This window comes from Streptomyces sp. NPDC007189 (assembly GCF_040703635.1).
Classification (GTDB): domain Bacteria; phylum Actinomycetota; class Actinomycetes; order Streptomycetales; family Streptomycetaceae; genus Streptomyces.
The window spans coordinates 285,379-309,124 of sequence record NZ_JBEYEY010000004.1 but is presented as its reverse complement, the minus strand read 5'-3'; the positions used below and the strand labels follow the sequence as shown (position 1 = coordinate 309,124).

Here is a 23,746-nt window from a genome sequence, read left to right as displayed (position 1 = left end):
CGGGTCTCCTTCCGGGGGGCCGGGGGTCAGGGGGCGAGGATCACCGAGCGGGTGAGGTGGCGCGGCTGGTCGGGGTCGAGGCCGCGGGCGGCGGCGACGGCGACGGCGAGCCGCTGCACGCGGACCAGTTCGGCGAGCGGGTCGAGCCCGCCGTCGATCCACAGTCCGCCGGTGGCGCGGACCTGCCGGGCTAGTCCTTCGGGCGCCTCGCCGAGCATCCAGGTGGCGGTGCCCGCGGTGGTGATGCTGATCGGGCCGTGCCGGTACTCCATCGCCGGGTACGCCTCGGTCCAGGACAGCGAGGCCTCCCGCATCTTCAGCCCGGCCTCGCTCGCGAGCCCGACGGTCCAGCCGCGTCCGAGGAAGGTGAACTGGGTGCAGTCGACCAGCCCTTCGGGAAGAGGAGTGGTGAGGGCCGTGCGCGCGTCGGCGACGACGGAGTCGGTGTGCAGGCCGAGGTGGGCGCGCAGGAGGGTGAGGGCGGTGGTGGCGAACCGGGTCTGGACGACGGAGCGTTCGTCGGCGAAGTCCAGCACGACGAGGTCGTCGGCGGCCGAGGCCACCGGCGTGTCCGGGTCGCCGGTGACGGCCGTGGTCCGCGTCCTGCCCCTCAACTCCCCCAGCAGGTCCAGTACTTCGGTGGTGGTTCCGGAGCGGGTGAGGGCCACGACCCGGTCGTACGGCCGCCCGTACGGGAACTCGGAGGCCGCGAACGCGTCGGTCTCGCCCCGGCCCGCGCCCTCGCGCAGCACAGCGGCCGCCTGTGCCATGAAGTACGACGTCCCGCACCCCACGATCGCGACCCGCTCCCCCGGCGCCGGCAGCGCGTCCCGGTACCGCCCGGCCTCGTCGGCGGCCCGTATCCAGCACTCGGGCTGGCTGTTCAGCTCGTTCTCGACATGGCTCATGGCCACACCCTCCCCTAGCTGATTGTTCCTGCAAGATATAGCGAGCTTTCGAGCACAATCAAGCAATCGCGCGCAGAGTGCGGTGCGCTAGGGTCACCGGGAGCACATCGGAACGGAGGCTGCGGATGTCCCGGGACGCCCGCTGGAAGGCGCTGCTGGAACTGCTCGTCGAGCGCGGCCGGCTGGAGGTCGAGGAGGCGGCGGCCGAGCTGGAGGTGTCGGCGGCGACGATCCGCCGGGACTTCGACCAGCTCGCCGAGCAGCAGATGCTGGTGCGCACCCGGGGCGGAGCGGTGGTGCACGGGGTGTCGTACGAACTCCCGTTGCGCTACAAGACGGCCCGCCGCGCCTCGGAGAAGCAGCGCATCGCCAAGGCCGTGGCCGAACTCGTCGCGCCGGGCGAGGCGGTGGGGCTGACCGGTGGGACGACCACCACGGAGGTGGCCCGCGCCCTGGCCGTACGCGGCGATCTGGCCACTGGCTCGCCCGCGCTGACCGTCGTCACGAACGCGCTCAACATCGCCAACGAGCTGGCCGTACGGCCCCAGTTCAAGATCGTGGTGACGGGCGGGGTGGCGCGCCCGCAGTCGTACGAGCTCATCGGCCCGCTCGCGGACGGGGTGCTCGGACAGATCACGCTCGACGTGGCGGTGCTCGGGGTCGTCGCCTTCGACGTCACGCACGGCGCGGCGGCCCATGACGAGGCGGAGGCCGCGATCAACCGGCTGCTGTGCCGGCGTGCCGAGCGGGTGGTGGTCGCGGCGGACTCCAGCAAGCTGGGCCGGCGCGCGTTCGCCCGGATCTGCGCTGCGGAGCTGGTGGACACGCTGGTGACGGACACGGCGGCGGAGCAGGAGACGGTACGCCGCTTCGAGGAGGCGGGCATCCGGGTCGTCACGGTGTGACGGGCGGCCGCGTCGCGGTTCTCGGCTCAGAGGCGCGCGGCACGTCGCGGCCCTCGGCTCAGATGCCGCCGAGGTCGGCCTTCACGAAGCCCGCGCCGCGCTGGTCGTTGCAGCCCACCGGCGGCCGGTCGAGGAGGTCGGGCGAGGTCTGCTGGGCCTGGAGCGCCACGCTCGCCAGGGTCAGCAGCAGATCGACGTCGCTCGACGCGTCGAGGCGCAGGGTCACCCACTGCGAGCCGGGCACGATCCTGATCGCCCCGGCGCCGCGGAGGTCCTTGGCGAACCGGCGGATCGCCCGGTCGGTCAGCCGCAGGTCGACATCCCGGTCCGAGTGGAAGTGGGCGATCTCGCCCCGGGCCGAACTCACCGCCTGTCCCAGGCCGCAGCTCGGGACCGCCTGGCTCAGGTCGGGCCAGGTCGCCAGTTGCGCGAGCGCGCGCGAGGCCAACGTCATGACGCCATCATGGACCGCTCATCCCCCGGCAACCAGCTCGTGAGCAAGCATTAACCGACCTGTATCCGACGGCCGAGCGCGCGGGGGCGCTCGCCCCGCGCCTCGAACAAGCCGTTCAGCACGCCGTGTTGACACCGCCGCCATCGCTCGCGAACCCAAGTCGGCGCAGGTCAGGCCGCAGCGGCCGGCCATCGGTCCCTGTTCTCTGGTCGTGGAGTATCCGGGGCAGCCCGAAGAGCGGCAGCAGCGCGTTGTCGCCGAAGCGGGTGATGGCGCCGATGCCGTCGTCTCGCAGAGTGAGAACCACCAGACCGTAGGCGTGCGCGATCGCGTCACCCGGTTCGCGCAGATAACTGCCGAACGCGGGCTGACCGTTGGCGCGCGTGGGCACGAGACGCAGCGCCCGCTCACCCCACCAGGGCAGGGCGCCGTAGAACCGGGCGATCGCCGCGCGTCCTTCGTACTCCAGGGGTTCGGGCGGCATCGTCAGCCGGGCGTCCTCGGTCAGCAGCGCCACCAGCCCGTCGACGTCGGACTGCTCCAGGGCGTCCACGAACCGTCCGGCGAGCGCGCGTTCCCGTGCCGAGCGCGGCAGCGGGGCACGGTCCCGGTCCGGACCGGGAAGCCGGCCGTCCAGCGCGGCACGCGCGCGTTGCAGCGCGCTGTTGACCGACACGCCGCTGCTGTCGAGGAGTTCGGCCACTTCGGCGGCGCGGAAGCCGAGCACATCGCGCAGGACCAGCACCGCGCGCTGCCGTGGCGGCAGGTGCTGGAGCCGGGCCGTGAACGACAGCGCCAGGGCCTCGCGCGTCTCGTAGCGGGCCTCCGGTCCCGGCGCGGTGTCGGGCAGGTCCGCCAGCAGGGCGTCCGGGTAGGGCTCGTACCAGACCGCCTCGGAGCGGCGCGTGGGCTCGGGCACGCCGGACGGCGGCGGCCCCGGTTCGCGCGGCTGGGGCCGGCGGCCGGCGTCGCGCAGCGCGTTGTGGTGACGGGCAAGGGAGTCGAGCGGGTGTGACGCGGGGGCGGGCGCCGGGCGGTGAGCGGGGCTGATGCGCGCGGTCAGGGGGTTCTCGGGCGCGGGTCGTCCGCCTGCCTGTCGTGCGGCGTGCCGGCGGACTCGGTGTGTGCGAGTGCGCCGAGGAGCCGCAGTTTCTCGTCGCTGTCGCTGTCCTTGTCGGGGTAGTAGATGACGAGGATGACGTCGTCGACGGGGAGTTTGTCCCGGTGGAGGCGTAGTTCACCGACGACGGGGTGGTGGACGGTGGTCGTGCCTCCGTCGAGGCCGCGGACGTCCTGGCGGGCCCAGAGGCTGCGGAACCGCTGACTGGACAGCGCGAGTTCTCCGACGAGCTCGACGAACCGGGGATTGTCGGTGTCGTCGCCGACGGTGGTCCGAAGGGCGGCGACGAAATCGGCGGTGGCTTTCGTCCAGTCCTGGTGGAAGGCTTGTTCCTCGGGATCGAGCAGGAGAGAACGCAGCCGGTTCTCGCCCGGCCGCAGGCGGGGCGAGAGTGCCACGGCCATGGGGTTGGAGGCCAGGACGTCGAACGCGCGCCCCTCGACGAACGCGGGGATCTCAAGGTGGGCGAGCAGCTGGTGCACCCGCGCCGGTACGTGCTCGGGCCGCTTGCGGCGCGGCGCCCTGGGGTGTGCCGCCGAGAGGCCGAGCAGGTACGTCCGCTCGATGTCGTCGAGCTGCAGGACGCGCGCGAGTGATTCGAGGACCTGCGGTGAGGGGTTCTTGTCGCGGCCCCGTTCCAGGCGCAGGTAGTAGTCGGGACTGATTCCGGCGAGCAGGGCGACTTCCTCTCGGCGCAGGCCGGGCACGCGGCGGTTGCCGCCGGGCTGGAGCCCTGCCTGCGCCGGCGAGACCAGCTCACGCCGGGCGCGCAGGTAGCTGCCGAGCCGGTTGCCGGATTCCTCATCCTTCATGACGCCACCGTAATGCGGTGCGTGTGTCCCACAGGGGGCCCTGGCAGGACCAGGGAAGACCGGGGCCCTGCCCCACCCGGCGGATTCCGTCGAGACTGCGGAGCACTGTCGTGAACGAGACAGGGCACATCGCTCTCTGCGCCGGGGGCCTGCACGCCGTCGGCGCCCTGCACTGAAGGGAAGATCTCGTGGATCTCTCCAACCGCACCGTTCTCATCGTCGGCGGGACCTCGGGCATCGGGCGAGAGCTGGCCCGGCGGTTCGCCGCGGCGGGCAGCACCGTGGCCGTGGGCGGCCGCGGCCCGCAGGCGCTCTCGGAACTCGCCGGGGAAGGTTTCGGCACGTTCCGTGTCGACGTCACGGACGGCTCCTCCGTCGCATCGGCCCGTGACGCCGTGCTCGCCCGGTACCCCGGGCTGGACACGGTGGTGACGATGTCGGGCGTCATGCTCGTGGAGGACCTGCGCGACCCCGCGCACTTCGAGGCCGCACAGACGACGATCGACACCAACCTGGTCGGCACCATCCGGGTCATCGACGCCTTCACCCCGCACCTGCTCCGGCGGGGCGCCGGCACCTTCATCACCGTCACCTCCGGCATCGCCTTCCTGCCGTTCCCGCCGATGCCCGGCTACGCCGCCTCGAAGGCCGCGGTCCACGCCTACTCCGAGGCACTGCGCGCGCAGCTCGACGGCACCGGTGTCGGCGTCGTCGAGCTCGTACCCCCGGCCGTCGCCACAGCAGGCCAGGAAAAGGTGAACCCGCACGCACTGCCGCTCGACGACTTCGCCACCGAGGTCATGCACCTGCTCTCAGCGGACCCCACCCCTCACGAGATCCTGGTGAAGGGCGTCCTCATGCACCGCTGGGCCGAACGCGACGGCACCTACGACGACCTCGTCGCACAGCGCTCCCAGGCCCTGGCCATGCTCCCCGGCCGCGAAGGCTGACAAGCCCCCGGTTCCTCCACCCTCCGCGTTCCCCTTGCCGCGCCCCCGCCCCGCCACCTAGCCTGACTTTGTGCCGCTAATAAACAAATCCCGTTCGCACAGCGTCGTGCCGGGTGGCACCGGTGACCTCACCCGGCTCCGCGTCGCTCTCACCACGTTCTTCGCCCTCGATGGTTTCGTCTTCGCGGGCTGGGTCGTCCGTATTCCGGCCATCAAGCAGCAGACCCACGCCTCCGCCGGCGCGCTGGGCCTGGCCCTCCTCGGCGTCTCCGCGGGCGCCGTCGTCACCATGACCCTGACCGGGCGGCTCTGCCGCCGCTACGGCAGCCATCCGGTCACCGTGGTGTGCGCCGTGCTGCTCTCCCTCAGCGTCAGCCTGCCCCCGCTGACCCACTCCGCGCCCGCCCTCGGCGCCGTACTCCTGCTCTTCGGCGCCGCCTACGGCGGCATCAACGTCGCCTTCAACAGCGCCGCCGTCGACCTGGTGGCCGCGTTGCGGCGGCCGATCATGCCGTCGTTCCACGCGGCGTTCAGCCTCGGCGGCATGGTCGGAGCCGGTCTCGGCGGACTCGTCGCCGGTGCGCTCTCCCCCACGCGGCATCTGCTCGGCCTCACCCTGACCGGGCTGCTCGTCACGGCCGTCGCCGGGCGCATCCTGCTGCGGCAGGCGCCGCCCGCCCCCGCGGACCGTACGCCCTCCGCACGAACGGAGACGAACGGTGCGGGGCCGCTGCGGACCGGCGGCCGGGGGCTGGTTGTCGTCTTCGGGCTGGTCGCGCTGTGCACCGCCTACGGCGAGGGCGCGATGGCCGACTGGGGCGCCCTGCACCTGCAGCAGGACCTCGCGGCGCCGTCCGGTGTGGCGGCGGCCGGGTACGCGTGCTTCGCGCTGGCCATGACCCTGGGCCGGGCGACCGGCACGACCCTCCTGGAACGCCTCGGCCGCGCCCGCACGGTGATCGGCGGGGGCAGCGTCGCCGCCCTGGGCATGCTGCTCGGCTCGCTCGCCCCGTCCGTGTGGGCCGCGCTGATCGGTTTCGCGGTCACCGGGCTGGGCCTCGCCAACCTGTTCCCGGTGGCGGTGGAACGGGCGGGCGCCCTGACCGGTCCGTCCGGCGTGGCGGTCGCCTCGACGCTGGGCTACGGCGGCATGCTCCTCGGGCCGCCCGCGATCGGGTTCATGGCCGACTGGTTCTCCCTGCCGGCCGCGCTGACCAGCGTGGCGGCCCTGTCCGCCGTCGCCGCGGTCATCGGGGTGTGCACCCGCCGTACGGCGGGTGTCTGACGCGCCGGCCGAGCAGGGGCTCGGCCGGACCGAAAAGTGTGCGCTTCGAGCCGGCTCCATCCGGCAGACTCGCGCCCATGGACACTGCCGACTTTCTTCAGACCCTGGACCGGGAGGGCCGGTTGCTGGCCGAGGCGGCCGAGCAGGCCGGCGCCGACGCCAAGGTGCCGACCTGTCCCGACTGGCAGGTGCGGGACCTGCTGCGGCACACCGGGATGGTGCACCGCTGGGCCGCCGCCTTCGTCGCCGAGGGGCACACCTCCTACCACCCCGACGGCGGGCTGCCCGACCTCGACGGCGACGAACTGCTCGCCTGGTTCCGCGACGGGCACCGGTATCTCGTCGGCACCCTCGCCTCGGCCGCGCCCGACGTGGAGTGCTGGCACTTCCTGCCGGCGCCGTCACCCCTCGCGTTCTGGGCGCGGCGCCAGGCGCACGAGACGACGGTGCACCGGGTCGACGCGGAGTCGGCGCGGGGCGGCACCCGGTCCGGGATCAACCCCGCGTTCGCGGTGGACGGCGTCGATGAACTGCTGCGCGGCTTCCACGCCCGCCCCAAGAGCAGGGTCCGCAGCGCCGAGCCCCGGGTGCTGCGGGTGCGGGCGACGGACACCGACGGCGCGGTGTGGACCGTACGGCTGTCCCAGGAGCCGCCGACGGCCACGCGGGAAGCCGTGGGCGATGCCGACTGCGAAGTGGCCGGGCCCGCAACCGAGTTGTATCTGGCGCTGTGGAACCGGCAGCCGTTCCCGCAGGTGACCGGGGATCAGGCCGTGGCCGAGCTGTGGCGGGAGCGGTCGGCCGTCACCTGGAGCTGAGCTCGTCCGCCAGCATCCGGCTCAGCACCGCGCGCTGCACCGGCCGTACCTCGCCGTGCAGCGCGCGCCCTTTCGCGGTGAGGGCCACCCGCACGCCGCGCCGGTCCTCGGCGCACATCGCGCGCTCGACCAGACCGTCCTTCTCCAGGCGGCCGATCAGCCGGGACAGCGCGCTCTGGCTGAGGTGGACGCGCTCGGAGATCTCCTGCACCCGGTAGGCGCAGCCGCCGTCCCCCGGCGCGGCCTCGGCCAGCAGGTCGAGGACCTCGAAGTCGCTGGCGCACAGGCCGTGTCCGTGCAACACCCGGTCCAGTTCGCACTGGGTGCGGGCATGCAGCGCGAGGATCTCCCGCCACTGCTCCACGAGCGCCTGCTCGGACCTGTTCGACGCCATGAGCGCACCGTAGCAGAGAAACAAGATTGTTGCATCGGAATTAAATGCATTTGCATCTCATGCATGCGCATGTAGTGTCGTCGGCATGACCTCTCCGCTCACCCCTTCCACGGCCCCGTCCCCGGCGGTCCGCTGGACGCCCCGGCTGTGGGGCACCCTGCTGGTGCTCTGCGCGGCGATGTTCCTGGACGCGCTGGACGTGTCGATGGTCGGCGTCGCGCTGCCGTCCATCGGTTCCGATCTGCACCTGTCCACGTCGACGCTGCAATGGATCGTCAGCGGCTACATCCTGGGCTACGGCGGCCTGCTCCTGCTCGGCGGCCGCACCGCCGACCTGCTCGGCCGGCGCCAGGTGTTCCTCGTCGCCCTCGGCGTGTTCGCGCTCGCCTCACTGCTCGGCGGGCTCGTGGACTCGGGTCCGCTGCTGATCGCCAGCCGCTTCATCAAGGGCCTGAGCGCGGCCTTCACGGCGCCGGCGGGCCTGTCGATCATCACCACGACGTTCCCGGAGGGCCCGCTGCGCAACCGCGCCCTGTCCATCTACACCACCTGCGCCGCCACCGGCTTCTCCATGGGCCTGGTGCTCTCGGGTCTGCTCACCGAGGCCAGCTGGCGCCTCACCATGCTGCTGCCCGCGCCGATCGCCCTGGTCGCGCTGCTCGCCGGGCTGCGGCTGCTGCCGCGCAGCGCCCGCGAGGAGAACCACGACGGCTACGACATCCCGGGCGCCGTCCTCGGCACCGCGTCGATGCTGCTGCTGGTCTTCACCGTGGTCCAGGCGCCGCAGGCCGGCTGGGCCTCGGCCCGCACCCTGCTGTCCTTCCTCGCCGTCGCCGTACTGCTCGCCGTCTTCGTCCTGGTGGAGCGGCGCTCGCCGAGCCCGCTGATCCGGCTGGGCGTCCTGCGCTCGGGCAGCCAGGTCCGCGCGCAGCTCGGCGCGATCGCCTTCTTCGGCAGTTACGTGGGCTTCCAGTTCCTGACGACGCTGTACATGCAGTCCCTGCTCGGCTGGTCCGCGCTGCACACGGCGCTCGCGTTCCTGCCGGCGGGCGCGCTGGTGGCGGTGTCCTCCACGAAGGTGGGTGCGATCGTCGACCGGTTCGGCACCCCGCGCCTGATCGCGGCCGGGTTCGCCTTCATGGTCCTCGGCTACGCGCTGTTCCTGCGGGTCGACCTCGACCCGGTGTACGCGGCGGTGATCCTGCCGTCCATGCTGCTGATCGGCGCGGCCTGCGCCCTGGTCTTCCCGTCCCTCAACATCCAGGCCACCAACGGTGTCGAGGATCACGAGCAGGGCATGGTCTCCGGTCTGCTCAACACCTCGGTGCAGGTGGGCGGCGCGATCTTCCTGGCGGTGGTCACGGCCGTGGTGACCGCGCACGCCCCCGCACACGCCACCCCGCGGGCCGTCCTCGACAGCTACCGGCCGGGCTTCGTGGTCGTCACGGTCATCGCCGCGGCGGGCCTGCTGATCACCCTCACCGGCCTGCGCAACCGCCGCGTCCAGCGGTCCTTCGTGATCGCCGGGTCCACCGTGGAGGAGGCGAGCGCGGAACGGGTGCCGGTCCGCGACTGAGCGCTCCGCGGGATGTGCGGACGTCCATGAGGAGCTGTCGCTCGTCCGCGGGCCCGTCGATGGCCGCTCGCGCCCGCGCGGTGGTAGCCGCATGTCGACACAGCCCCGCGCCCCTTCGTGGCGCCCACTGCTGCCCGGCGGAGCTGGTTGCTCCGCCGGGCGCGTGTCTGTGAAGCCGATGCTCTTTTCGGCGGCCGTTCAGCCCAGCCACCCAGGCCGTACCAACCCCGACTCATAGGCCAGGACGACCAGTTGGGCGCGGTCCCGGGCGCCCAGTTTGACCATCGTGCGGCTCACGTGGGTCTTCGCGGTGAGGGGGCTGACGACCAGGCGGCGGGCGATCTCCTCGTTGGACAGGCCGATGCCGACCAGCGCCATCACCTCCCGCTCCCGCTCGGTGAGGTGGGCGAGGGCGTCCGCGGCCGCGGGCTCCTTGGAGCGGGCCGCGAACTCGGCGATCAGCCGGCGGGTGACGCCCGGCGACAGCAGGGCGTCACCCTGCACCACCGCCCGTACCGCGCGCAGGAGTTCGTCCGGTTCGGTGTCCTTCACCAGGAAGCCGGAGGCGCCGGAGCGGATCGCCTCGAAGACGTACTCGTCCAGCTCGAAGGTGGTGAGCATCACCACCTTCACGTCCTTCAGCCCGGCGTCGCCGGTGATGCGCCGGGTCGCGGCGAGGCCGTCCAGCAGGGGCATGCGGATGTCCATCAGGACGACGTCCGGCCGCAGTTCCCGCACCAGCCGCAGCGCCTGCTCGCCGTCGGCCGCCTCGCCGGCCACCTCGATGTCCGGCTGAGCGTCGAGCAACGCCCCGAAACCAGCCCGCACGAGCGACTGGTCGTCGGCGAGCAGTACCCGGATCACTGGTCCTCCCTGATGTGCGACGGCAGTACGGCGAGCACCCGGAAGCCGCCGCCGGGCCGCGGCCCCGCCTCGATGGTGCCACCGAGCGCGGCGGCCCTCTCCCGCATGCCGGCCAGTCCGTTGCCGCTGCCGCCGGCGTCGGCCCCGGTGGCCGGTCCGTCGTCGTCGATGCGCAGCCGCAGCGCCTCGCCGTCGTGGGCGAACCGCACGCGCGCGTGCCGCGACCCCGAGTGCCGTACGACGTTGGTCAGGGCCTCTTGCACGATGCGGAAGGCGGCGAGGTCGGCGCCGGGCGGCAGCTGCGGCGGCTCGCCCTCGACCTCGACGGTGAGTCCGGCCGCGGCCGCCTGCTCCACCAGCTCCGGCAGCCGGTCCAGGCCGGGCGCGGGGGCACGCGGCGCGGCGCCGGGGGCGCGCAGGGTGTCGAGGACCTGGCGGACCTCGCCGAGCGCTTCCTTGCTGGCTGACTTGATGGTGGTGAGCGCGGCCCGCGCCTGTTCGGGGTCGCTGTCGAGCAGCGCGAGCCCCATGCCGGCCTGGACGTTGATGACGGAGATGCTGTGCGCGAGCACGTCGTGCAGCTCGCGGGCGATCCGCAGCCGTTCCTCGTCCGCGCGGCGCCGTGCCGCCTCGGCCCGGTCGGCTCGCTCGCGCGCCCACTGCTCGCGCCGCACCCGGGCCAGTTCGGCCAGGGCGACGATCGCCAGCACCCAGGTGCCGATGACGATCTCCTGCGTGAGGCCCGCGCGCCGGTCGCCCGCGGGCGGGAGCCAGCGGTAGAGCCAGAGGGCGACCAGGGCGTGCCCGGCCCAGAGCAGGCCGACGGACGCCCAAACGGCCCGCCGGCGCCCGGCGACGACCGCGCTGAAGCAGGCGACGGCGACGACCAGGAAGACCGGGCCGTAGGGGTAGCCCGCGGCCAGGTAGCCGAGGGTCACCGCGGCGGCGCCGAAGGCCACGGCCGCCGGATACCGGTGCCGCCCCAGCAACAGCAGCGAGGCGACGAGCAGCAGCACACGCCCGTAGCCGTCCAGGGGGACGCGGTGCGGCTGGCTGTGCCCGGCGAAGTTGCTGCCGATCAGGACGAACGCGGTGATCAGCGCGGTGGTGCGCCAGGGCAGGCGTCGGGTGCCGTGCGGCTCCGCTTCGTCGGGCGCGCCCCACCACGGCGGCCCGTGCCGCCACCACCCCGGGGCGCGCTGCTCTTCCATGCAGGCCACGGTAGACGCCGCCGGCCGACGCGGGCGTCAGCCGGGCGAGGTGATCACGCGTACTTCCCGGGGAGTACGCGTGCCCCCGTGCCGACGCGGGCGATGCCGTGATCGCCGCCGCTTTCCGGGGCGTCAGGAGCGGTCGAGTCCCACCTGCCGGGCGAGCCCGGCCGCCGCATGCCGGAAGAAGGCCGCCCGGTCCTCGACCACGTTGGTGAACTGGCCGAACAGTTCGAAGCTGACCAGGCCGAACAGCTGTGCCCAGGCCGCCACGAGTGCCGCGACGGCCTCGGGGGGCAGCTCGGGGGCGAGGTCGGCGGCCATACGCTCGGCCTCGGGCCGCAGCTCGGCGGGCAGGGGCAGGTCGGCGAGGCCGGCGTGCTCGTGGACGTCGCGGACGATGCCGATGAAGACCAGGCCGACGCGGGCGGCGGCCGGGACCGTGGTCTGCGGGGCGGCATAGCCGGGCACGGGCGAGCCGTAGATGAGGGCGTACTCGTGCGGATGGGCGAGCGCCCAGTCGCGCACCGCCTCGCACACCGCCGTCCAGCGGTCCAGGGGACCGGCGCCGGCCGCGGCGTCCCGCGCCCGTTCCGCCGCCTCGCCGAGGGAGTCGTACGCGTCGATGATCAGGGCGGTGAGCAGGTCGTCGCGGCTGGGGAAGTACCGGTACAACGCCGAGGAGACCATGCCCAGCTCGCGGGCGACGGCCCGCAGCGAGAGCTTGGCGGCGCCCTCCCTCGCCAGCTGTCCGCGCGCCTCTTCCTTGATGGCCGCCGTGACGTCCCTCCTGGCCCGTGCGCGGGCTCCCTGTGTGGTGCTCATACGAGCAGTCTGCCATGGATCGAGATCGGTGCACACAAAAGAGAGCACTGCTCTTGCGCTGGAGCCCCTGCCTGCGCCACTATCGAGGCAAGCGAGAGCACCGCTCTCCAAAACTGTGGGGGACACCATGTCGACACACGTCAAGAAGCCCGGCTGGTTCACCGTGAACGTCTTCAACCGGGTGGTCGCCTGGGTCACCCGGCGCGGCATCAGCGTCTGGGGCTCGCGGGTCCTCGCGGTGCGCGGGCGCAAGAGCGGCGAGTGGCGCACCACGCCGGTGAACCTGCTGACGGTGGACGGACACCAGTACCTGCTCGCCCCGCGCGGCCATGTGCAGTGGACCCACAACATGCGCGCGGCCGGCGGCGGCGAACTGCGGCTCGGCAGGAACGTGGACGTGTTCACCGCCACCGAGGTCACCGACGACGACAAGGTTCCGCTGCTGCGCGCCTACCTCAAGCGCTGGAAGGCGGAGGTCGGCGTCTTCTTCGACGGCGTCGGCCCCGACTCCCCTGACGAGGAGCTGCGCCGCATCGCCCCCGACCACCCCGTCTTCCAGATCACGGTCACGAGCTGACCGGGCGCCTCGCCGGACCGGCCCCCCGACCGGCCTCGCCGCCGCGGGCTGCCCGCCCGTACACGACCGGCGCCGTCCCTCACCGGCCCGGTCCTCGCGGACTCCGCCCGCCGCCCCAGCGGTTCCCGACCGAGGGCGCCGGGCCTCTTCCCCGCCGGCCCCGGTCAGGAATCGGCCGGGTCCTCCGCCATTGCCGCAGCCGGGCGCCGGTCCAGCGCGCTCAGGGCGCGGTGGGCGATCGGGTGGGTGCGGACGATGTCGGCCAGCGAGGTCGAGCCCCGGGTGATGTCGCGGAACGCGTTCCACGCCGGGCGGAAGCCGGTGAGGGCCGCGTGGAAGAGGCCCGGGCGCTTCTCGAACACGGCCAGCAGGCGCTTGCCGACACTCATCTCGACGCCGAGCCCGGCCTTGACCGCGAACGCGTAGTTCAGGGCCTGGCGGCGGGCGTCGACCGCGTCGTGCGCCTCGGCGACGCGCACCGCCCACTCCCCCGCGAGCCGGCCCGAGCGCAGCGCGTAGGAGATGCCCTCGCGGGTCCACGGCTCCAGCAGCCCGGCCGCGTCTCCGCAGACCAGCACCCGGCCCCGGGACAGCGGCGAGTCGTCGGCGCGGCAGCGGGTCAGATGCCCGGAGGAGACGGCCGGCTCGAAGCCGGACAGGCCCAGCCGGGCGATGAAGTCCTCCAAGTACCGCTTGGTGGCGGCGCCTTCGCCGCGCGCGGAGATCACACCGACCGTCAGCGTGTCGCCCTTGGGGAACACCCAGCCGTAACTGCCCGGCAGGGGGCCCCAGTCGATGAGGACCCGCCCCTTCCAGTCGTCGGCGACCGGCTCGGGGACCGGGATCTCCGCCTCCAGGCCGAGGTCCACCTGGTCGAGCTTCACCCCGACATGGGCCCCTATGCGGCTGGCGCTGCCGTCGGCGCCGACGACCGCGCGGGCCAGCACCGTCTCCCCGCCCTGCAGGACGACCGCGACCGTCCGCCGGTCCGGCACCGCCGAGCCGTGCTGCTCGACCCGCTGCACCGTGACGCCCGTCCGCAGCTCGGCGCCGGCCTTCTGGGCGTGCTCGACCAGTTGCTGGTCGAACTCGGGCCGGTTGATGAGGCCGAACAGCATCTGCTTGGACCGCCGGGTGCGGGTGAAACGGCCGTTGTGGGAGAAGGTGACCGCGTGCACCCGATCGCGCAGGGGCAGCTCGAAGCCGGGCGGCAGCGCGTCGCGCGAGGGGCCGATGATGCCGCCGCCGCAGGTCTTGTAGCGGGGCAGCTCCGCCTTCTCCAGCACCAGCACGCGCCGGCCCGCGACCGCCGCCGCGTAGGCGGCCGAGGCCCCCGCGGGTCCCGCGCCCACCACGACGACGTCCCACACCTGCTGCACGTCGTCCGCCGAAGAGTTCTCGCCGCTCACGATGGTCTACCGCTCCGATCAAGCCGCTGCCGTAGTGTCCCCCGCATCCTACGGCGGCCGTCCTCGCAGGCCACTGTGGGAGGATCAGGGGTACCCACCTGTACAAGCGGTTCACCGTCGCACCCACGAGGAGCGTGCCCATGTCGTCGAATCCGGTCGCCGAGACCGTCGCCTCGCTGCTGCCCCGCGCCAAGGCGGAGCTGGCCGAGCTGGTCGCCTTCAAGTCGGTGGCGGACTTCACGCAGTTCCCGAGGAGCGAGAGCGAGGGCGCCGCGAACTGGGTCGCCGACGCGCTGCGCGCCGAGGGATTCGTCGACGTGGCCCTGCTCGACACCCCCGACGGCACCCAGTCCGTGTACGGCTACCTGCCGGGCCCCCAGGGCGCGAAAACGGTTCTCCTGTACGCGCACTACGACGTGCAGCCCCCGCTGGACGAGGCCGGCTGGACCACCCCGCCGTTCGAGCTGACCGAGCGCGACGGCCGCTGGTACGGCCGCGGGGCCGCCGACTGCAAGGGCGGCGTGATCATGCACCTGCTCGCACTGCGCGCCCTGAAGGCGAACGGCGGCGTGCCGGTGCACGTCAAGGTGATCGTCGAGGGCTCGGAGGAGCAGGGCACGGGCGGCCTGGAGCGGTACGCCGAGGAGCACCCCGAGCTGCTGAAGGCCGACACCATCGTGATCGGCGACGCCGGCAACTTCCGTGCCGGGCTGCCCACGGTGACCACCACCCTGCGCGGCATGACCCTGGTCCGGGTGCGGATCGACACGCTGGCGGGCAATCTGCACTCCGGCCAGTTCGGCGGCGCCGCCCCGGACGCGCTCGCCGCGCTGATCCGCGTGCTGGACTCGCTGCGCGCCGAGGACGGCGCGACCACGGTCGACGGGCTCGACGCCACGGGGGCGTGGGACGGCCTGGAGTACACCGAGGAGCAGTTCCGCGCGGACGCCAAGGTGCTCGACGGGGTGGAGCTGATCGGCAACGGCTCGGTCGCCGACCGCCTGTGGGCCCGCCCGGCCGTCACCGTCCTCGGCATCGACTGCCCGCCGGTGGTCGGCGCCACCCCGTCCGTGCACGCCAGCGCCCGCGCGCTGGTCAGCCTGCGGGTGCCGCCGGGCGTGGACGCGGCGGAGGCGAGCAAGCTGCTGGAGGCCCACCTAGCGGCGCACACCCCCTGGGGCGCCCGGGTCACCACCGAGCAGATCGGCCAGGGCCAGGCCTTCCGCGCCGACGCCGCCAGCCCGGCCTACCAGGCGATGGCCGACGCGATGGCCGTCGCCTACCCCGGCGAGACCATGCAGTACGCCGGTGAGGGCGGCTCCATCCCGCTGTGCAACACCCTGGCGGGCCTGTACCCGCAGGCGGAGATCCTGCTCATCGGCCTGAGCGAGCCGGCGGCGCAGATCCACGCGGTCAACGAGAGCGTGTCCGCCGAGGAGCTGGAGCGGCTGTCGGTCGCGGAGGCGCTGTTCCTGCGCAACTACGCGGCGGGCTGAGCCCTTCTGCCGTCGGCGGAGCGCCCTCGCCCACGGGCGGGGGCGCCGCCTACGGTCGGCGCATGGACGTCATCGAACTGCTCCCCCGGCTCCACCTCCTGCGCTTCCCGGTCGGCCAGGCCTATCTCTGGCGCGACGGCGGCGCGTTGACGCTGATCGACGCCGGCCCGATCGGCGCCGGCAGGGCGATCGCCGACGCGGTCACGGCGCTGGGGCACGCTCCGGAGGACGTACGGCGGATCGTGCTGACCCACTTCCACGAGGACCACGTGGGCGGGGCGGGCGAGTTCGCCGGGCTGGGCGGCGCCGAGGTGCTGGCGCACCCCTTGGACGCGCCGTTCATCCGGGGCGAACTCCCCGGCCCACCGCCGAAGTTCGAGGAGTGGGAGCGGCCGATCCACGCGGCCGTGGCCGAGCAGCTGCCCGAGGGCACGCCCGTGCCGCCGGCCGCGCTGACCGAGGTGGCGGACGGCGCCGTCCTGGACTTCGGCGACGGCGCCCGGGTGCTGCACATCCCGGGGCACACGGACGGCAGCATCGCCGTGTTCCTTCCCGAGCACGGGGTGCTGTTCACCGGGGACACGGTGGCCGCCTCCCCCGTCGACGGCACGGTCATCCCCGGGGTGTTCAACCTCGACCGCTCCCAACTCCGATTGTCTTTGGACCGGTTGGCGGAGCTGGAGCCGGACGTGGCCTGCTTCGGGCACGGGGACCCGGTCGTCGGAAATGCCGCCCCGGCCCTGCGCGCGGCGGCGAGCGCCGGCTGACCGCACCACCGCGGCCGGCTCAGCCGACCGGCACCCCCGCCTCCAGATACAGCGCCGCACCGCGCTCCCGGGCGCGCAGGGCCCAGCGCAGCCGCTCGTAACGCACCGGCGGCAGCATGTCGGCGGCCTCCTGCTCGGTCGCGAAGCGCCAGCCGCGCAGCTCGGGGCCCGGCAGCAGCACCCCCGACGCCTCGCCGGACTCCAGCCGGCCGCCGTCGAACAGCAGCCGCAGCCCGCCGAAGCCTGGCGGCGCCGGACGTTCCCAGTCCACGACGAGCAGCCGGGGCACCTCGGTGAGCCGTATCCCGGTCTCCTCGGCGACCTCGCGCATCCCGGCGCGGGCCGGCGCCTCGCCGCGCTCGACCACCCCGCCGGGGAACTCCCAGCCGGGCTTGTAGGTGGGGTCCACGAGCAGCACCCGGTCGTGCTCGTCGAAGAGCAGCACCCCGGCGGCGAGCGTCTCGGCGGTCGGCTCGGGGGTCTGCACGATGTCACAGGGCGGTACGGCGCCGCTGCCGACGGCCTCGGCGATGCGGAGGGCGGTGGCGTACGGGGTGAGGTCGCTGGTGTCCACGAGGTGGGCGTCGGCGGTGAGCCAGGCGGCGAGCGCGGCACGGTAGGGCTCGATGCGGTCGTCGGCCCACTGCCGCTGCCGTATCTCGCCGTCGGGCAGGCCGGGCGGGGTCTCCCGGTCGGCCATCCGCCGGCGCAGGATCGTTTCAGCCGGGGCGAGCAGCAGATGGTGCACGGGGATCCTGCGGGCGGCGAGGCCGCCGAAGATCTCGTCGCGGTACTCCTGGCGGAGCAGGGTCATGGGCACGACGAGCGTCCCGCCCAGCTCGGCCAGCAGCGCGGCCGCGGTGTCGACCACGAGCCGGCGCCAGATCGGCAGGTCCTGGAAGTCGCCGACCTCGGCGAGCCGCTTGGCCGGCAGCAGGTGCGCGAGCCCCGCGCCGATGACCTCGGGGTCGAAGAGCGTGCTGTTCGGGATCAGTTCGATCAGTTCCCGTGCGGTCGTGGTCTTCCCCGCACCGAACGCGCCGTTGATCCAGACGACGGTCACGGACTCCCCCTCTTGTGTCGGCCCCCTGAGGCTTGCCCGCTCCACCCTGCCACGGAAACCCCGCCCCGGTGAGGGCGCCGGAACGAGCGTGCCGGTGCCCCCCTGCGGCGGGGACACCGGCACACGCGCCCTGAGAAGTCCGGGCTACTCCTGGCCCCCGAGGGCGTTGTCGTCGACGGCGAGACTGTCCTGGCTGACCAGGTGACCGACCGAGTCGAGGGTGTCCGAGACGTGCAGGTCCTTCACGGGACCGTGGTCCGCCGCGTGCGAGGGGGTGACGGCGGCCACGACGAATCCGGTGGCCAGGGAGGCGATGGCGAGCATGCTGCGCTTCTTCATGCCCTGACCAACTGCCAACCGCGCCACGGGTCACGCGGATACCGGCGAGCGGACGACGCGGGTTGCCGTCCTGGTGCCGGCCAGGCCGGAAACCGGTGGTCCGGGCCGGAGGGCGACCGATATCGTCCGAGGTCCGCCCTGCCCGCTCCCGTGGCAGGCCCGACCGGAAACGCGACCCGATGACCAGCTCACCGCCGCCGACGACAACCCTCTGGCGCCCCACGGGCCCCAAGGAACTGGAGCTGGTCCGCGCGCTCGACTGGCGGGCCTGGCCGCCCCGGCTCCCGGAGCAGCCGTTCTTCTACCCCGTCCTCAACGAGGACTACGCGATCCGCATCGCCCGGGACTGGAACGTCAAGCACGACGGCGCCGGTTACGTGACCCGGTTCGAGGTCGACACGGAGTTCCTCGCCCGGTATCCGGTCCGCCGAGCCGGCGGCGAGACGATCCTCGAACTGTGGGTGCCGGCGGAGGAGCTGGACGAGTTCAACGCCCACATCGTCGGCCGCATCGAGGTCGTACGGGAGTTCCGCTGAGCCCGGCCGCGCACAGCGCGGGTGACCGCGTCGAGGACGTCGTGCGCTCGGGCAACCGGCTCGTGCGGGCCGCGGCCGGCCTGTCCGGCACGGGACTTCACGCCGCGTCGAGGCTGCCGGGGTGGACGCGAGGCCATGTGCTCGCCCATGTCGCCCACAGCGTCGACGCGTATGTGTGGCTGCTGCGGCTCGCGCACACCGGCCGCGAACCGGGGCCGCGCGCGGACTCCGCGGCACTGGCAGCGGCCATCGAGCGCGATGCGGCACTCCCCGCCGACCGGCTCGCAGACCGGCTGCGCGAGAGCCTGGACCGGTTCGAGGAGCAGGCACGCACGCTGCCCGCTCACGCCTGGGACCGTCTGGTCCCCGCGCCGGCCGGCTGGCGGCATCCCGTCTACTACCTGCTGCTGCGCTGTCTGCGGGAGCTGGAGACGCACCACCACGACCTGGACGTCGGCCACGGCACCGAGCGGTGGCCCGAAGGTTATGTCTCCTGGGCGCTGGACGACACCCTCACCACCCTGCGCGCCCGGGGCTTTCCGATCGCATCGGTGGAGGCCGTGGACCTCGGCCGGCGCTGGTCCGTGGCGGCCGAGGGGCCCTCGGTGGCGGGGGCCGGGCACCAGGTGCTCGGCTGGCTCAGCGGGCGCGCCCCGGCCGCCGTGCTGACGACCGACGCCGCGTCCGGATCCTTCCCCGCCCCGCCCGCATGGCCCCAGCCGCCGCTGCCCGGCTGGGGCCGCGTCGCCGAACAGAGATGACCTCCGGAAGACAACACATCCGAACACCCGGCACCGCCGAAGGGTGAAATGAGCGTGGCAGCGCGGAGTTTAACGGACTGCCGGGCAGTCTCGGCATGCCTCTTCCAACACAGTCCGACAGGTCCTACCGTAAACGCGCACAGCTGACGCACACATGACACCCAGGCGCCACACGGGTGTCCGGACGGTCGTCAGCCACCTTTCGCGAGTCGGAGGAACGTCAACGATGCGTCACCCTCACACCCGCACCACCCGCAGAAGAGTGCTCGGAGCGCTCACCGCAGGCCTGCTCTGCGCGGCGGGCCTCGCCGGCCCCGCCCTGGCGGCGCCCGCCGCGGCCCCCGCCGCCCCCAGCCCGGCCGACGGTCTCGCCCTCACCCCGCCCATGGGCTTCAACAACTGGAACTCCACGCACTGCAGCGCCGACTTCAACGAGAGCATGGTCGAGGGCATCGCCGACCTCTTCGTGTCGAAGGGCCTGAAGGACGCCGGCTACCAGTACGTCAACCTGGACGACTGCTGGGCGCTGCCGCAGCGCGACGCCGGCGGCAAGCTGGTGCCCGACCCGGCCCGCTTCCCCCACGGCATCAAGGCCGTCGCCGACTACGTCCACTCCAAGGGCCTCAAGCTCGGCATCTACACCAGCGCCGGCACCAAGACCTGCAACAGCGCGGGCTTCCCGGGCGCGCTCGGCCACGAGTACAGCGACGCCCGGCAGTTCGCCGACTGGGGCGTGGACTACCTGAAGTACGACAACTGCAACAACCAGGGCGTCGACGCCAAGCAGCGCTACACCACCATGCGCGACGCGCTCAAGGCGACCGGGCGGCCCATCGTCTACAGCATCTGCGAATGGGGCCAGAACAAGCCCTGGGAGTGGGCCGCGGACGTCGGTCATCTGTGGCGCACCACGGGCGACATCAGTGACAGCTGGGGGTCGATGCTGTCGATCCTGAAGCAGAACCTGCCGCTCGCGCCGTACGCCGGGCCCGGCCACTGGAACGACCCCGACATGCTGGAGGTCGGCAACGGCGGCATGACGGACACCGAGTACCGCTCGCACTTCTCCCTCTGGTCGGTCATGGCCGCGCCGCTGCTCATCGGCACCGACCTGCGCAAGGCCTCACCCGCGACGTTCGACATCCTGGGCAACAAGGAGGTCATCGCCGCCGACCAGGACCCGCTGGGCAAGCAGGGCACGGTCGTCTCCTCGGCGGGCGGACGCTGGGTGATCGCCAAGCAGATGAAGGACGGCAGCCGCACGGTGGCCCTGTTCAACGAGTCGGGCACCGCCCAGCGCATCGCCACCACCGCCTCCGCCGTCGGCCTGCCCGGCGCCTCCGCGTACACCCTGCGGGACCTGTGGCAGCACAAGACCTACAACACCGCCGGCACCATCGCCGCGACCGTCCCCGCCCACGGCACGGTGCTGCTGCGGGTCTCGGCCGACTCCCACTGGGCCGCGTATCCGCCCGCCGCCGAACTGGGCCTGGACGGCACGCCGTTGCTGGAGGCCGGCACCCCGGCCACGCTGACCAGCACGGTGACGGACCTCGGCCGCACTCCCGCGCGCCAGGCGTCCGTGTCCCTGACCGGCCCCGACGGGTGGACCGTACGGGCCGCATCGCCCACCACGGCCGACGCCCTCGCCACCGGCGGGACCCTGCGCACCGGCTGGACCGTCACCGCGCCGCCCGGCACTCCGACCGGCTCCTACGGCCTCACCCTGCGGGCGCGCTATCTCTCACCGACCGGGCAGCGCGTGACCGACACCCTCCCGCTGACCGCGTCCGTCGTCGTCCGGCCGCCCGCCGGGACCTCGTACCTCAGCGACCTGCCCTGGCTGTCCGCGACCAGCGGCTGGGGGCCGGTGGAACGCGACACGAGCAACGGCGAGAGCGGCGCGGGCGACGGCCATCCGATCACCATCGGCGGCACGGTGTACGCCAAGGGCCTCGGCGTCCACGCGCCGAGCGACGTCTCCTTCTACACCGGCACGTCCTGCACCCGGCTCACCGCGGACGTCGGGGTCGACGACGAGAAGGGCACGAAGGGCAGCGTCACCTTCGAGATATGGGCGGACGGCACGAAGGCCGCCTCGACGGACGTCCTGACCAACGCGATGCCGGCCCAGCCGCTCGCCGCCGACATCACCGGCGCCCAGGTGGTCCGCCTGGTCGTCACCGACGCGGGGGACGGCAACGACTCCGACCACGCGGACTGGGCGAACGCCCGCGTGAGCTGCTGACGACGGCGCAGGTCCCGGGGAGTGCGGGCGCGCGCTCCCCAGGGGTGCGGGCGAGACCGTGCGCGGCTGCGGGTGCGTGAGGGCTGGTCGCGCCCTCGCGGCGGAGCCGCATGTCGACACGGCCCGCGCCCCTTCGGGGCGTTGATGCCCCGGCTCAGACCCCCGCCGTCGCGTCCGGGCGCCGGGCCAGCGCTGCCGCCGCCGCGCCGACCAGGCCCGCGTCCGTGCCCATCTGCGCCGGTACGACCGTGAGCCGCTGGACGAACGACAGCGTCGCGTACTCGGTGAGCGCCTTGCGCAAGGGCGTGAAGAGGATGTCGCCGGCCTTGCCGACACCTCCGCCGATCACGGCGATGTCGATCTCGACCAGGGTCGCGGTGGCCGCGATGCCGGCGGCGAGCGCCTGGGCCGCGCGCTCGAAGGAGGCGACGGCGACCGGGTCGCCCTGACGGGCGGCGGCGGCCACGGCGGCGGCCGAGGTGTCACCGTCGGGGCCGGGACGCCAGCCGTGTTCCAGTGCGCGGCGGGCGATGTTGGGGCCGCTCGCGATCCGCTCCACGCAGCCGCGCGCGCCGCACGGGCACGGGTCGCCGTCGAGGTCGACGCTGATGTGCCCGATGTGCCCGGCGTTGCCGGTCGGTCCGGGGTGCAGCCGGCCGTTCAGGACCAGGCCACCGCCCACCCCGGTCGACACGACCATGCACAGCGCGTTGTCGTGGCCGCGGGCGGCGCCCTGCCAGTGCTCGGCCGCGGTGATCGCGACGCCGTCGCCGATCAGCTCGACCGGGAGCCCGCCGGTGGTCGCTCGCACCCGCTCGACCAGGGGGAAGTCCCGCCAGCCCGGCACGTTCACCGGACTGACCGTGCCCGCGGAGGCGTCCACCGGCCCGGCGCTGCCGATGCCGACGGCGTCGGCGCGCCCCCACAGCGGCGAGCCGGCGAGATCGCCGAGCACCTCCTCGACGGCCCGCATGACCGATGCGCCGTCCTGCTGGGCGGGCGTGCCGCGCTGGGCCCGGGCGAGTATCCGTCCGTCGCCGTCCACCAGAGCGCCGGCGATCTTGGTGCCGCCGATGTCCAGGGCCGCGACGAGGTCGGTGTGCATCAGAGTCAGATCTCCCCGTTGAAGCTCGAAAAACAAACAGACGCGGGCCGGTCGGGCGGTGGGGGTGCGGGCCGACAGACAACGGTGGACAGTCTCTCGCGCATCTGACAACGTTGTCCAGGCTCTATGCTCGACGCCACATCCTCATACACACCGCGGATCGGCGCACCACCCGGGGTGCACGGGCTCGCCCGCACCGGCGGCCCGCCCCGGACGCACCGCCTCCACGGCCCGAGGGACGACAGACGGACGACAGGAACAGGACACCGCACCGTGCCCGAGACCACCCGCCGCGCAGACAGCCCTCCCGGCACCCGTTACGGCAACCGCCCGACCATGAAGGACGTGGCGGCGCGGGCCGGGGTGGGCCTGAAGACGGTCTCCCGGGTGGTGAACGGCGAACCGGGCGTCACCCCGGACACCGAGCGCCGGGTGCAGGAGGCCATCGAGGCGCTCGGCTTCCGCCGCAACGACAGCGCGCGGGTGCTGCGCAAGGGCCGTACGGCGAGCATCGGCCTGGTCCTGGAGGACCTCGCCGACCCCTTCTACGGTCCGCTGAGCCGCGCGGTCGAGGAGGTGGCCCGGGCCCACGGCGCCCTGCTGATCAACGGCTCCAGCGCCGAGGACCCGGAGCGCGAGCAGGAGCTGGCGCTGGCGCTGTGCGCGCGGCGGGTGGACGGTCTGGTGGTGATCCCGGCCGGGGACGACCACCGCTATCTCGAACCGGAGATCAGGGCGGGCGTGGCGACGGTGTTCGTGGACCGTCCGGCCGGGCGCATCGACGCCGACGTGGTGCTGTCCGACAACTACGGCGGCGCCCGGGACGGCGTCGCCCATCTGATCGCCCACGGCCACCGCCGGATCGGGTTCATCGGTGACATGCCGCGCATCCACACCGCCGCCGAGCGGCTGCGCGGCTACCGGGCGGCCATGGAGGACGCGGAGATACCCGTCGACGACGCCTGGATGTCCCTCGGGCAGACGAACCCGGAGCGGGTGCGCCGGGCGGCGGAGGAGATGCTCTCCGGTCCCGACCCCGTCACCGCGATCTTCGCCGGCAACAACCGGGTGACGGTCACCGTGATCCGGGTGCTGGCCGAGCAGTCCCGCCGGGTCGCACTCGTCGGCTTCGACGACATCGAGCTGGCCGATCTGCTGCGGCCCGGCCTCACGGTCGTCGCGCAGGACGCGGCCGCCCTCGGCCGTACCGCAGCCGAGCGCCTCTTCCGGCGGCTGGACGGCGGCCTGGTCGCACCGGAGCGCATCGAGCTGCCCACCCGGCTGATCACCCGCGGCTCGGGCGAGCTGCCGCCGGCCGACTGA

General features: G+C 73.4%; 24 protein-coding genes. 12 read left to right on the top strand and 12 right to left on the bottom strand.

From position 1 onward, the window contains the following. Nucleotides 1-26 precede the first annotated feature (26 nt). A complete protein-coding gene (locus tag AB0950_RS10555) occupies nucleotides 27-908 on the bottom strand; it encodes an SIS domain-containing protein (protein ID WP_360146308.1) in 882 nt (293 codons plus the stop codon). Nucleotides 909-1,033: 125 nt separating this feature from the next. Between AB0950_RS10555 and AB0950_RS10550 the strand changes: the two genes are divergently transcribed. Then, entirely contained in the window at nucleotides 1,034-1,813 is a 780-nt protein-coding gene (locus AB0950_RS10550; protein WP_360146311.1) for a DeoR/GlpR family DNA-binding transcription regulator, read from the top strand. A 58-nt stretch (nucleotides 1,814-1,871) separates the two neighbouring features. Here the strand turns inward: AB0950_RS10550 and AB0950_RS10545 are convergent, their stop codons facing one another. The 3 genes from AB0950_RS10545 to AB0950_RS10535 form a co-directional block, all read right to left on the bottom strand. Continuing rightward, the gene (locus tag AB0950_RS10545) at nucleotides 1,872-2,267 is read right to left on the bottom strand and encodes a luciferase family protein (RefSeq protein ID WP_360146314.1); all 396 of its coding nucleotides are present in this window, start codon (nucleotides 2,265-2,267) and stop codon (nucleotides 1,872-1,874) included. A gap of 115 nt (nucleotides 2,268-2,382) precedes the next feature. After that, complete coding sequence (locus AB0950_RS10540) at nucleotides 2,383-3,243, bottom strand: RNA polymerase subunit sigma-70 (protein ID WP_366778433.1); 861 nt, start codon at nucleotides 3,241-3,243, stop codon at nucleotides 2,383-2,385. Nucleotides 3,244-3,326: 83 nt separating this feature from the next. Beyond that, on the bottom strand, nucleotides 3,327-4,199 hold the full coding sequence (locus AB0950_RS10535; RefSeq protein ID WP_366778309.1) for a helix-turn-helix transcriptional regulator: 873 nt from the start codon (nucleotides 4,197-4,199) through the stop codon (nucleotides 3,327-3,329). A gap of 188 nt (nucleotides 4,200-4,387) precedes the next feature. Between AB0950_RS10535 and AB0950_RS10530 the strand changes: the two genes are divergently transcribed. The 3 genes from AB0950_RS10530 (at nucleotide 4,388) to AB0950_RS10520 (ending at nucleotide 7,252) form a co-directional block, all read left to right on the top strand. Continuing rightward, entirely contained in the window at nucleotides 4,388-5,149 is a 762-nt protein-coding gene (locus tag AB0950_RS10530) for an SDR family NAD(P)-dependent oxidoreductase (protein WP_366778308.1), read from the top strand. A gap of 106 nt (nucleotides 5,150-5,255) precedes the next feature. Beyond that, nucleotides 5,256-6,434, top strand: coding sequence for an MFS transporter (locus AB0950_RS10525; protein ID WP_366778307.1), 1,179 nt, complete (start codon nucleotides 5,256-5,258; stop codon nucleotides 6,432-6,434). Between the two features lie 77 nt (nucleotides 6,435-6,511). Further along, on the top strand, nucleotides 6,512-7,252 hold the full coding sequence (locus AB0950_RS10520; protein WP_366778306.1) for a maleylpyruvate isomerase family mycothiol-dependent enzyme: 741 nt from the start codon (nucleotides 6,512-6,514) through the stop codon (nucleotides 7,250-7,252). Here AB0950_RS10520 and AB0950_RS10515 read toward each other — a convergent pair. Further along, a complete protein-coding gene (locus AB0950_RS10515) occupies nucleotides 7,239-7,646 on the bottom strand; it encodes a MarR family transcriptional regulator (RefSeq protein ID WP_360146329.1) in 408 nt (135 codons plus the stop codon). The genes AB0950_RS10520 and AB0950_RS10515 overlap by 14 nt on opposite strands. Before the next feature lie 85 nt (nucleotides 7,647-7,731). Here AB0950_RS10515 and AB0950_RS10510 point away from each other — a divergent pair, with 85 nt between their 5' ends. Beyond that, on the top strand, nucleotides 7,732-9,222 hold the full coding sequence (locus AB0950_RS10510) for an MFS transporter (RefSeq protein WP_366778305.1): 1,491 nt from the start codon (nucleotides 7,732-7,734) through the stop codon (nucleotides 9,220-9,222). 198 nt (nucleotides 9,223-9,420) lie between these two features. On the opposite strand, the gene AB0950_RS10505 is transcribed toward AB0950_RS10510, so the two are convergent. From AB0950_RS10505 to AB0950_RS10495, 3 genes are all read right to left on the bottom strand, one after another. Next, nucleotides 9,421-10,086, bottom strand: coding sequence for a response regulator transcription factor (locus tag AB0950_RS10505; protein WP_360146335.1), 666 nt, complete (start codon nucleotides 10,084-10,086; stop codon nucleotides 9,421-9,423). Next, nucleotides 10,083-11,297: a sensor histidine kinase gene (locus tag AB0950_RS10500; RefSeq protein WP_366778304.1), complete on the bottom strand. Its 1,215-nt coding sequence runs from the start codon at nucleotides 11,295-11,297 to the stop codon at nucleotides 10,083-10,085. The genes AB0950_RS10505 and AB0950_RS10500 overlap by 4 nt, the downstream gene beginning before the upstream one ends. Before the next feature lie 132 nt (nucleotides 11,298-11,429). Next, nucleotides 11,430-12,122 (bottom strand): TetR/AcrR family transcriptional regulator, encoded by a 693-nt coding sequence (locus AB0950_RS10495; RefSeq protein WP_360574956.1) that lies wholly within the window; start codon nucleotides 12,120-12,122, stop codon nucleotides 11,430-11,432. A gap of 127 nt (nucleotides 12,123-12,249) precedes the next feature. Here AB0950_RS10495 and AB0950_RS10490 point away from each other — a divergent pair, with 127 nt between their 5' ends. After that, a complete protein-coding gene (locus tag AB0950_RS10490; protein ID WP_360574957.1) occupies nucleotides 12,250-12,699 on the top strand; it encodes a nitroreductase family deazaflavin-dependent oxidoreductase in 450 nt (149 codons plus the stop codon). Nucleotides 12,700-12,863: 164 nt separating this feature from the next. Here AB0950_RS10490 and AB0950_RS10485 read toward each other — a convergent pair whose 3' ends face one another. Beyond that, complete coding sequence (locus AB0950_RS10485; RefSeq protein ID WP_360146347.1) at nucleotides 12,864-14,108, bottom strand: geranylgeranyl reductase family protein; 1,245 nt, start codon at nucleotides 14,106-14,108, stop codon at nucleotides 12,864-12,866. A 140-nt stretch (nucleotides 14,109-14,248) separates the two neighbouring features. Here AB0950_RS10485 and AB0950_RS10480 point away from each other — a divergent pair, with 140 nt between their 5' ends. Both AB0950_RS10480 and AB0950_RS10475 read left to right on the top strand, forming a co-directional pair. Beyond that, on the top strand, nucleotides 14,249-15,604 hold the full coding sequence (locus tag AB0950_RS10480; RefSeq protein ID WP_366778303.1) for a dipeptidase: 1,356 nt from the start codon (nucleotides 14,249-14,251) through the stop codon (nucleotides 15,602-15,604). Between the two features lie 62 nt (nucleotides 15,605-15,666). Continuing rightward, the gene (locus AB0950_RS10475; protein ID WP_366778302.1) at nucleotides 15,667-16,371 is read left to right on the top strand and encodes an MBL fold metallo-hydrolase; all 705 of its coding nucleotides are present in this window, start codon (nucleotides 15,667-15,669) and stop codon (nucleotides 16,369-16,371) included. A gap of 19 nt (nucleotides 16,372-16,390) precedes the next feature. On the opposite strand, the gene AB0950_RS10470 is transcribed toward AB0950_RS10475, so the two are convergent. Continuing rightward, nucleotides 16,391-17,434, bottom strand: coding sequence for an NUDIX domain-containing protein (locus AB0950_RS10470; RefSeq protein WP_360574959.1), 1,044 nt, complete (start codon nucleotides 17,432-17,434; stop codon nucleotides 16,391-16,393). 144 nt (nucleotides 17,435-17,578) lie between these two features. Beyond that, nucleotides 17,579-17,773: a hypothetical protein gene (locus AB0950_RS10465; protein WP_360146359.1), complete on the bottom strand. Its 195-nt coding sequence runs from the start codon at nucleotides 17,771-17,773 to the stop codon at nucleotides 17,579-17,581. 179 nt (nucleotides 17,774-17,952) lie between these two features. On the opposite strand from AB0950_RS10465, the gene AB0950_RS10460 reads away from it, so the two are divergent. From AB0950_RS10460 to AB0950_RS10450, 3 genes are all read left to right on the top strand, one after another. Next, nucleotides 17,953-18,309, top strand: a complete 357-nt coding sequence (locus tag AB0950_RS10460) for a hypothetical protein (RefSeq protein WP_360574960.1) — start codon at nucleotides 17,953-17,955, stop codon at nucleotides 18,307-18,309. Between the two features lie 41 nt (nucleotides 18,310-18,350). Beyond that, nucleotides 18,351-19,070 (top strand): maleylpyruvate isomerase family mycothiol-dependent enzyme, encoded by a 720-nt coding sequence (locus AB0950_RS10455; protein ID WP_366778301.1) that lies wholly within the window; start codon nucleotides 18,351-18,353, stop codon nucleotides 19,068-19,070. A 226-nt stretch (nucleotides 19,071-19,296) separates the two neighbouring features. Further along, on the top strand, nucleotides 19,297-21,318 hold the full coding sequence (locus tag AB0950_RS10450) for an NPCBM/NEW2 domain-containing protein (RefSeq protein ID WP_366778300.1): 2,022 nt from the start codon (nucleotides 19,297-19,299) through the stop codon (nucleotides 21,316-21,318). Between the two features lie 154 nt (nucleotides 21,319-21,472). Here AB0950_RS10450 and AB0950_RS10445 read toward each other — a convergent pair whose 3' ends face one another. After that, nucleotides 21,473-22,423, bottom strand: coding sequence for an ROK family protein (locus AB0950_RS10445; RefSeq protein WP_366778299.1), 951 nt, complete (start codon nucleotides 22,421-22,423; stop codon nucleotides 21,473-21,475). 273 nt (nucleotides 22,424-22,696) lie between these two features. On the opposite strand from AB0950_RS10445, the gene AB0950_RS10440 reads away from it, so the two are divergent. Next, entirely contained in the window at nucleotides 22,697-23,746 is a 1,050-nt protein-coding gene (locus AB0950_RS10440) for a LacI family DNA-binding transcriptional regulator (protein ID WP_366778298.1), read from the top strand.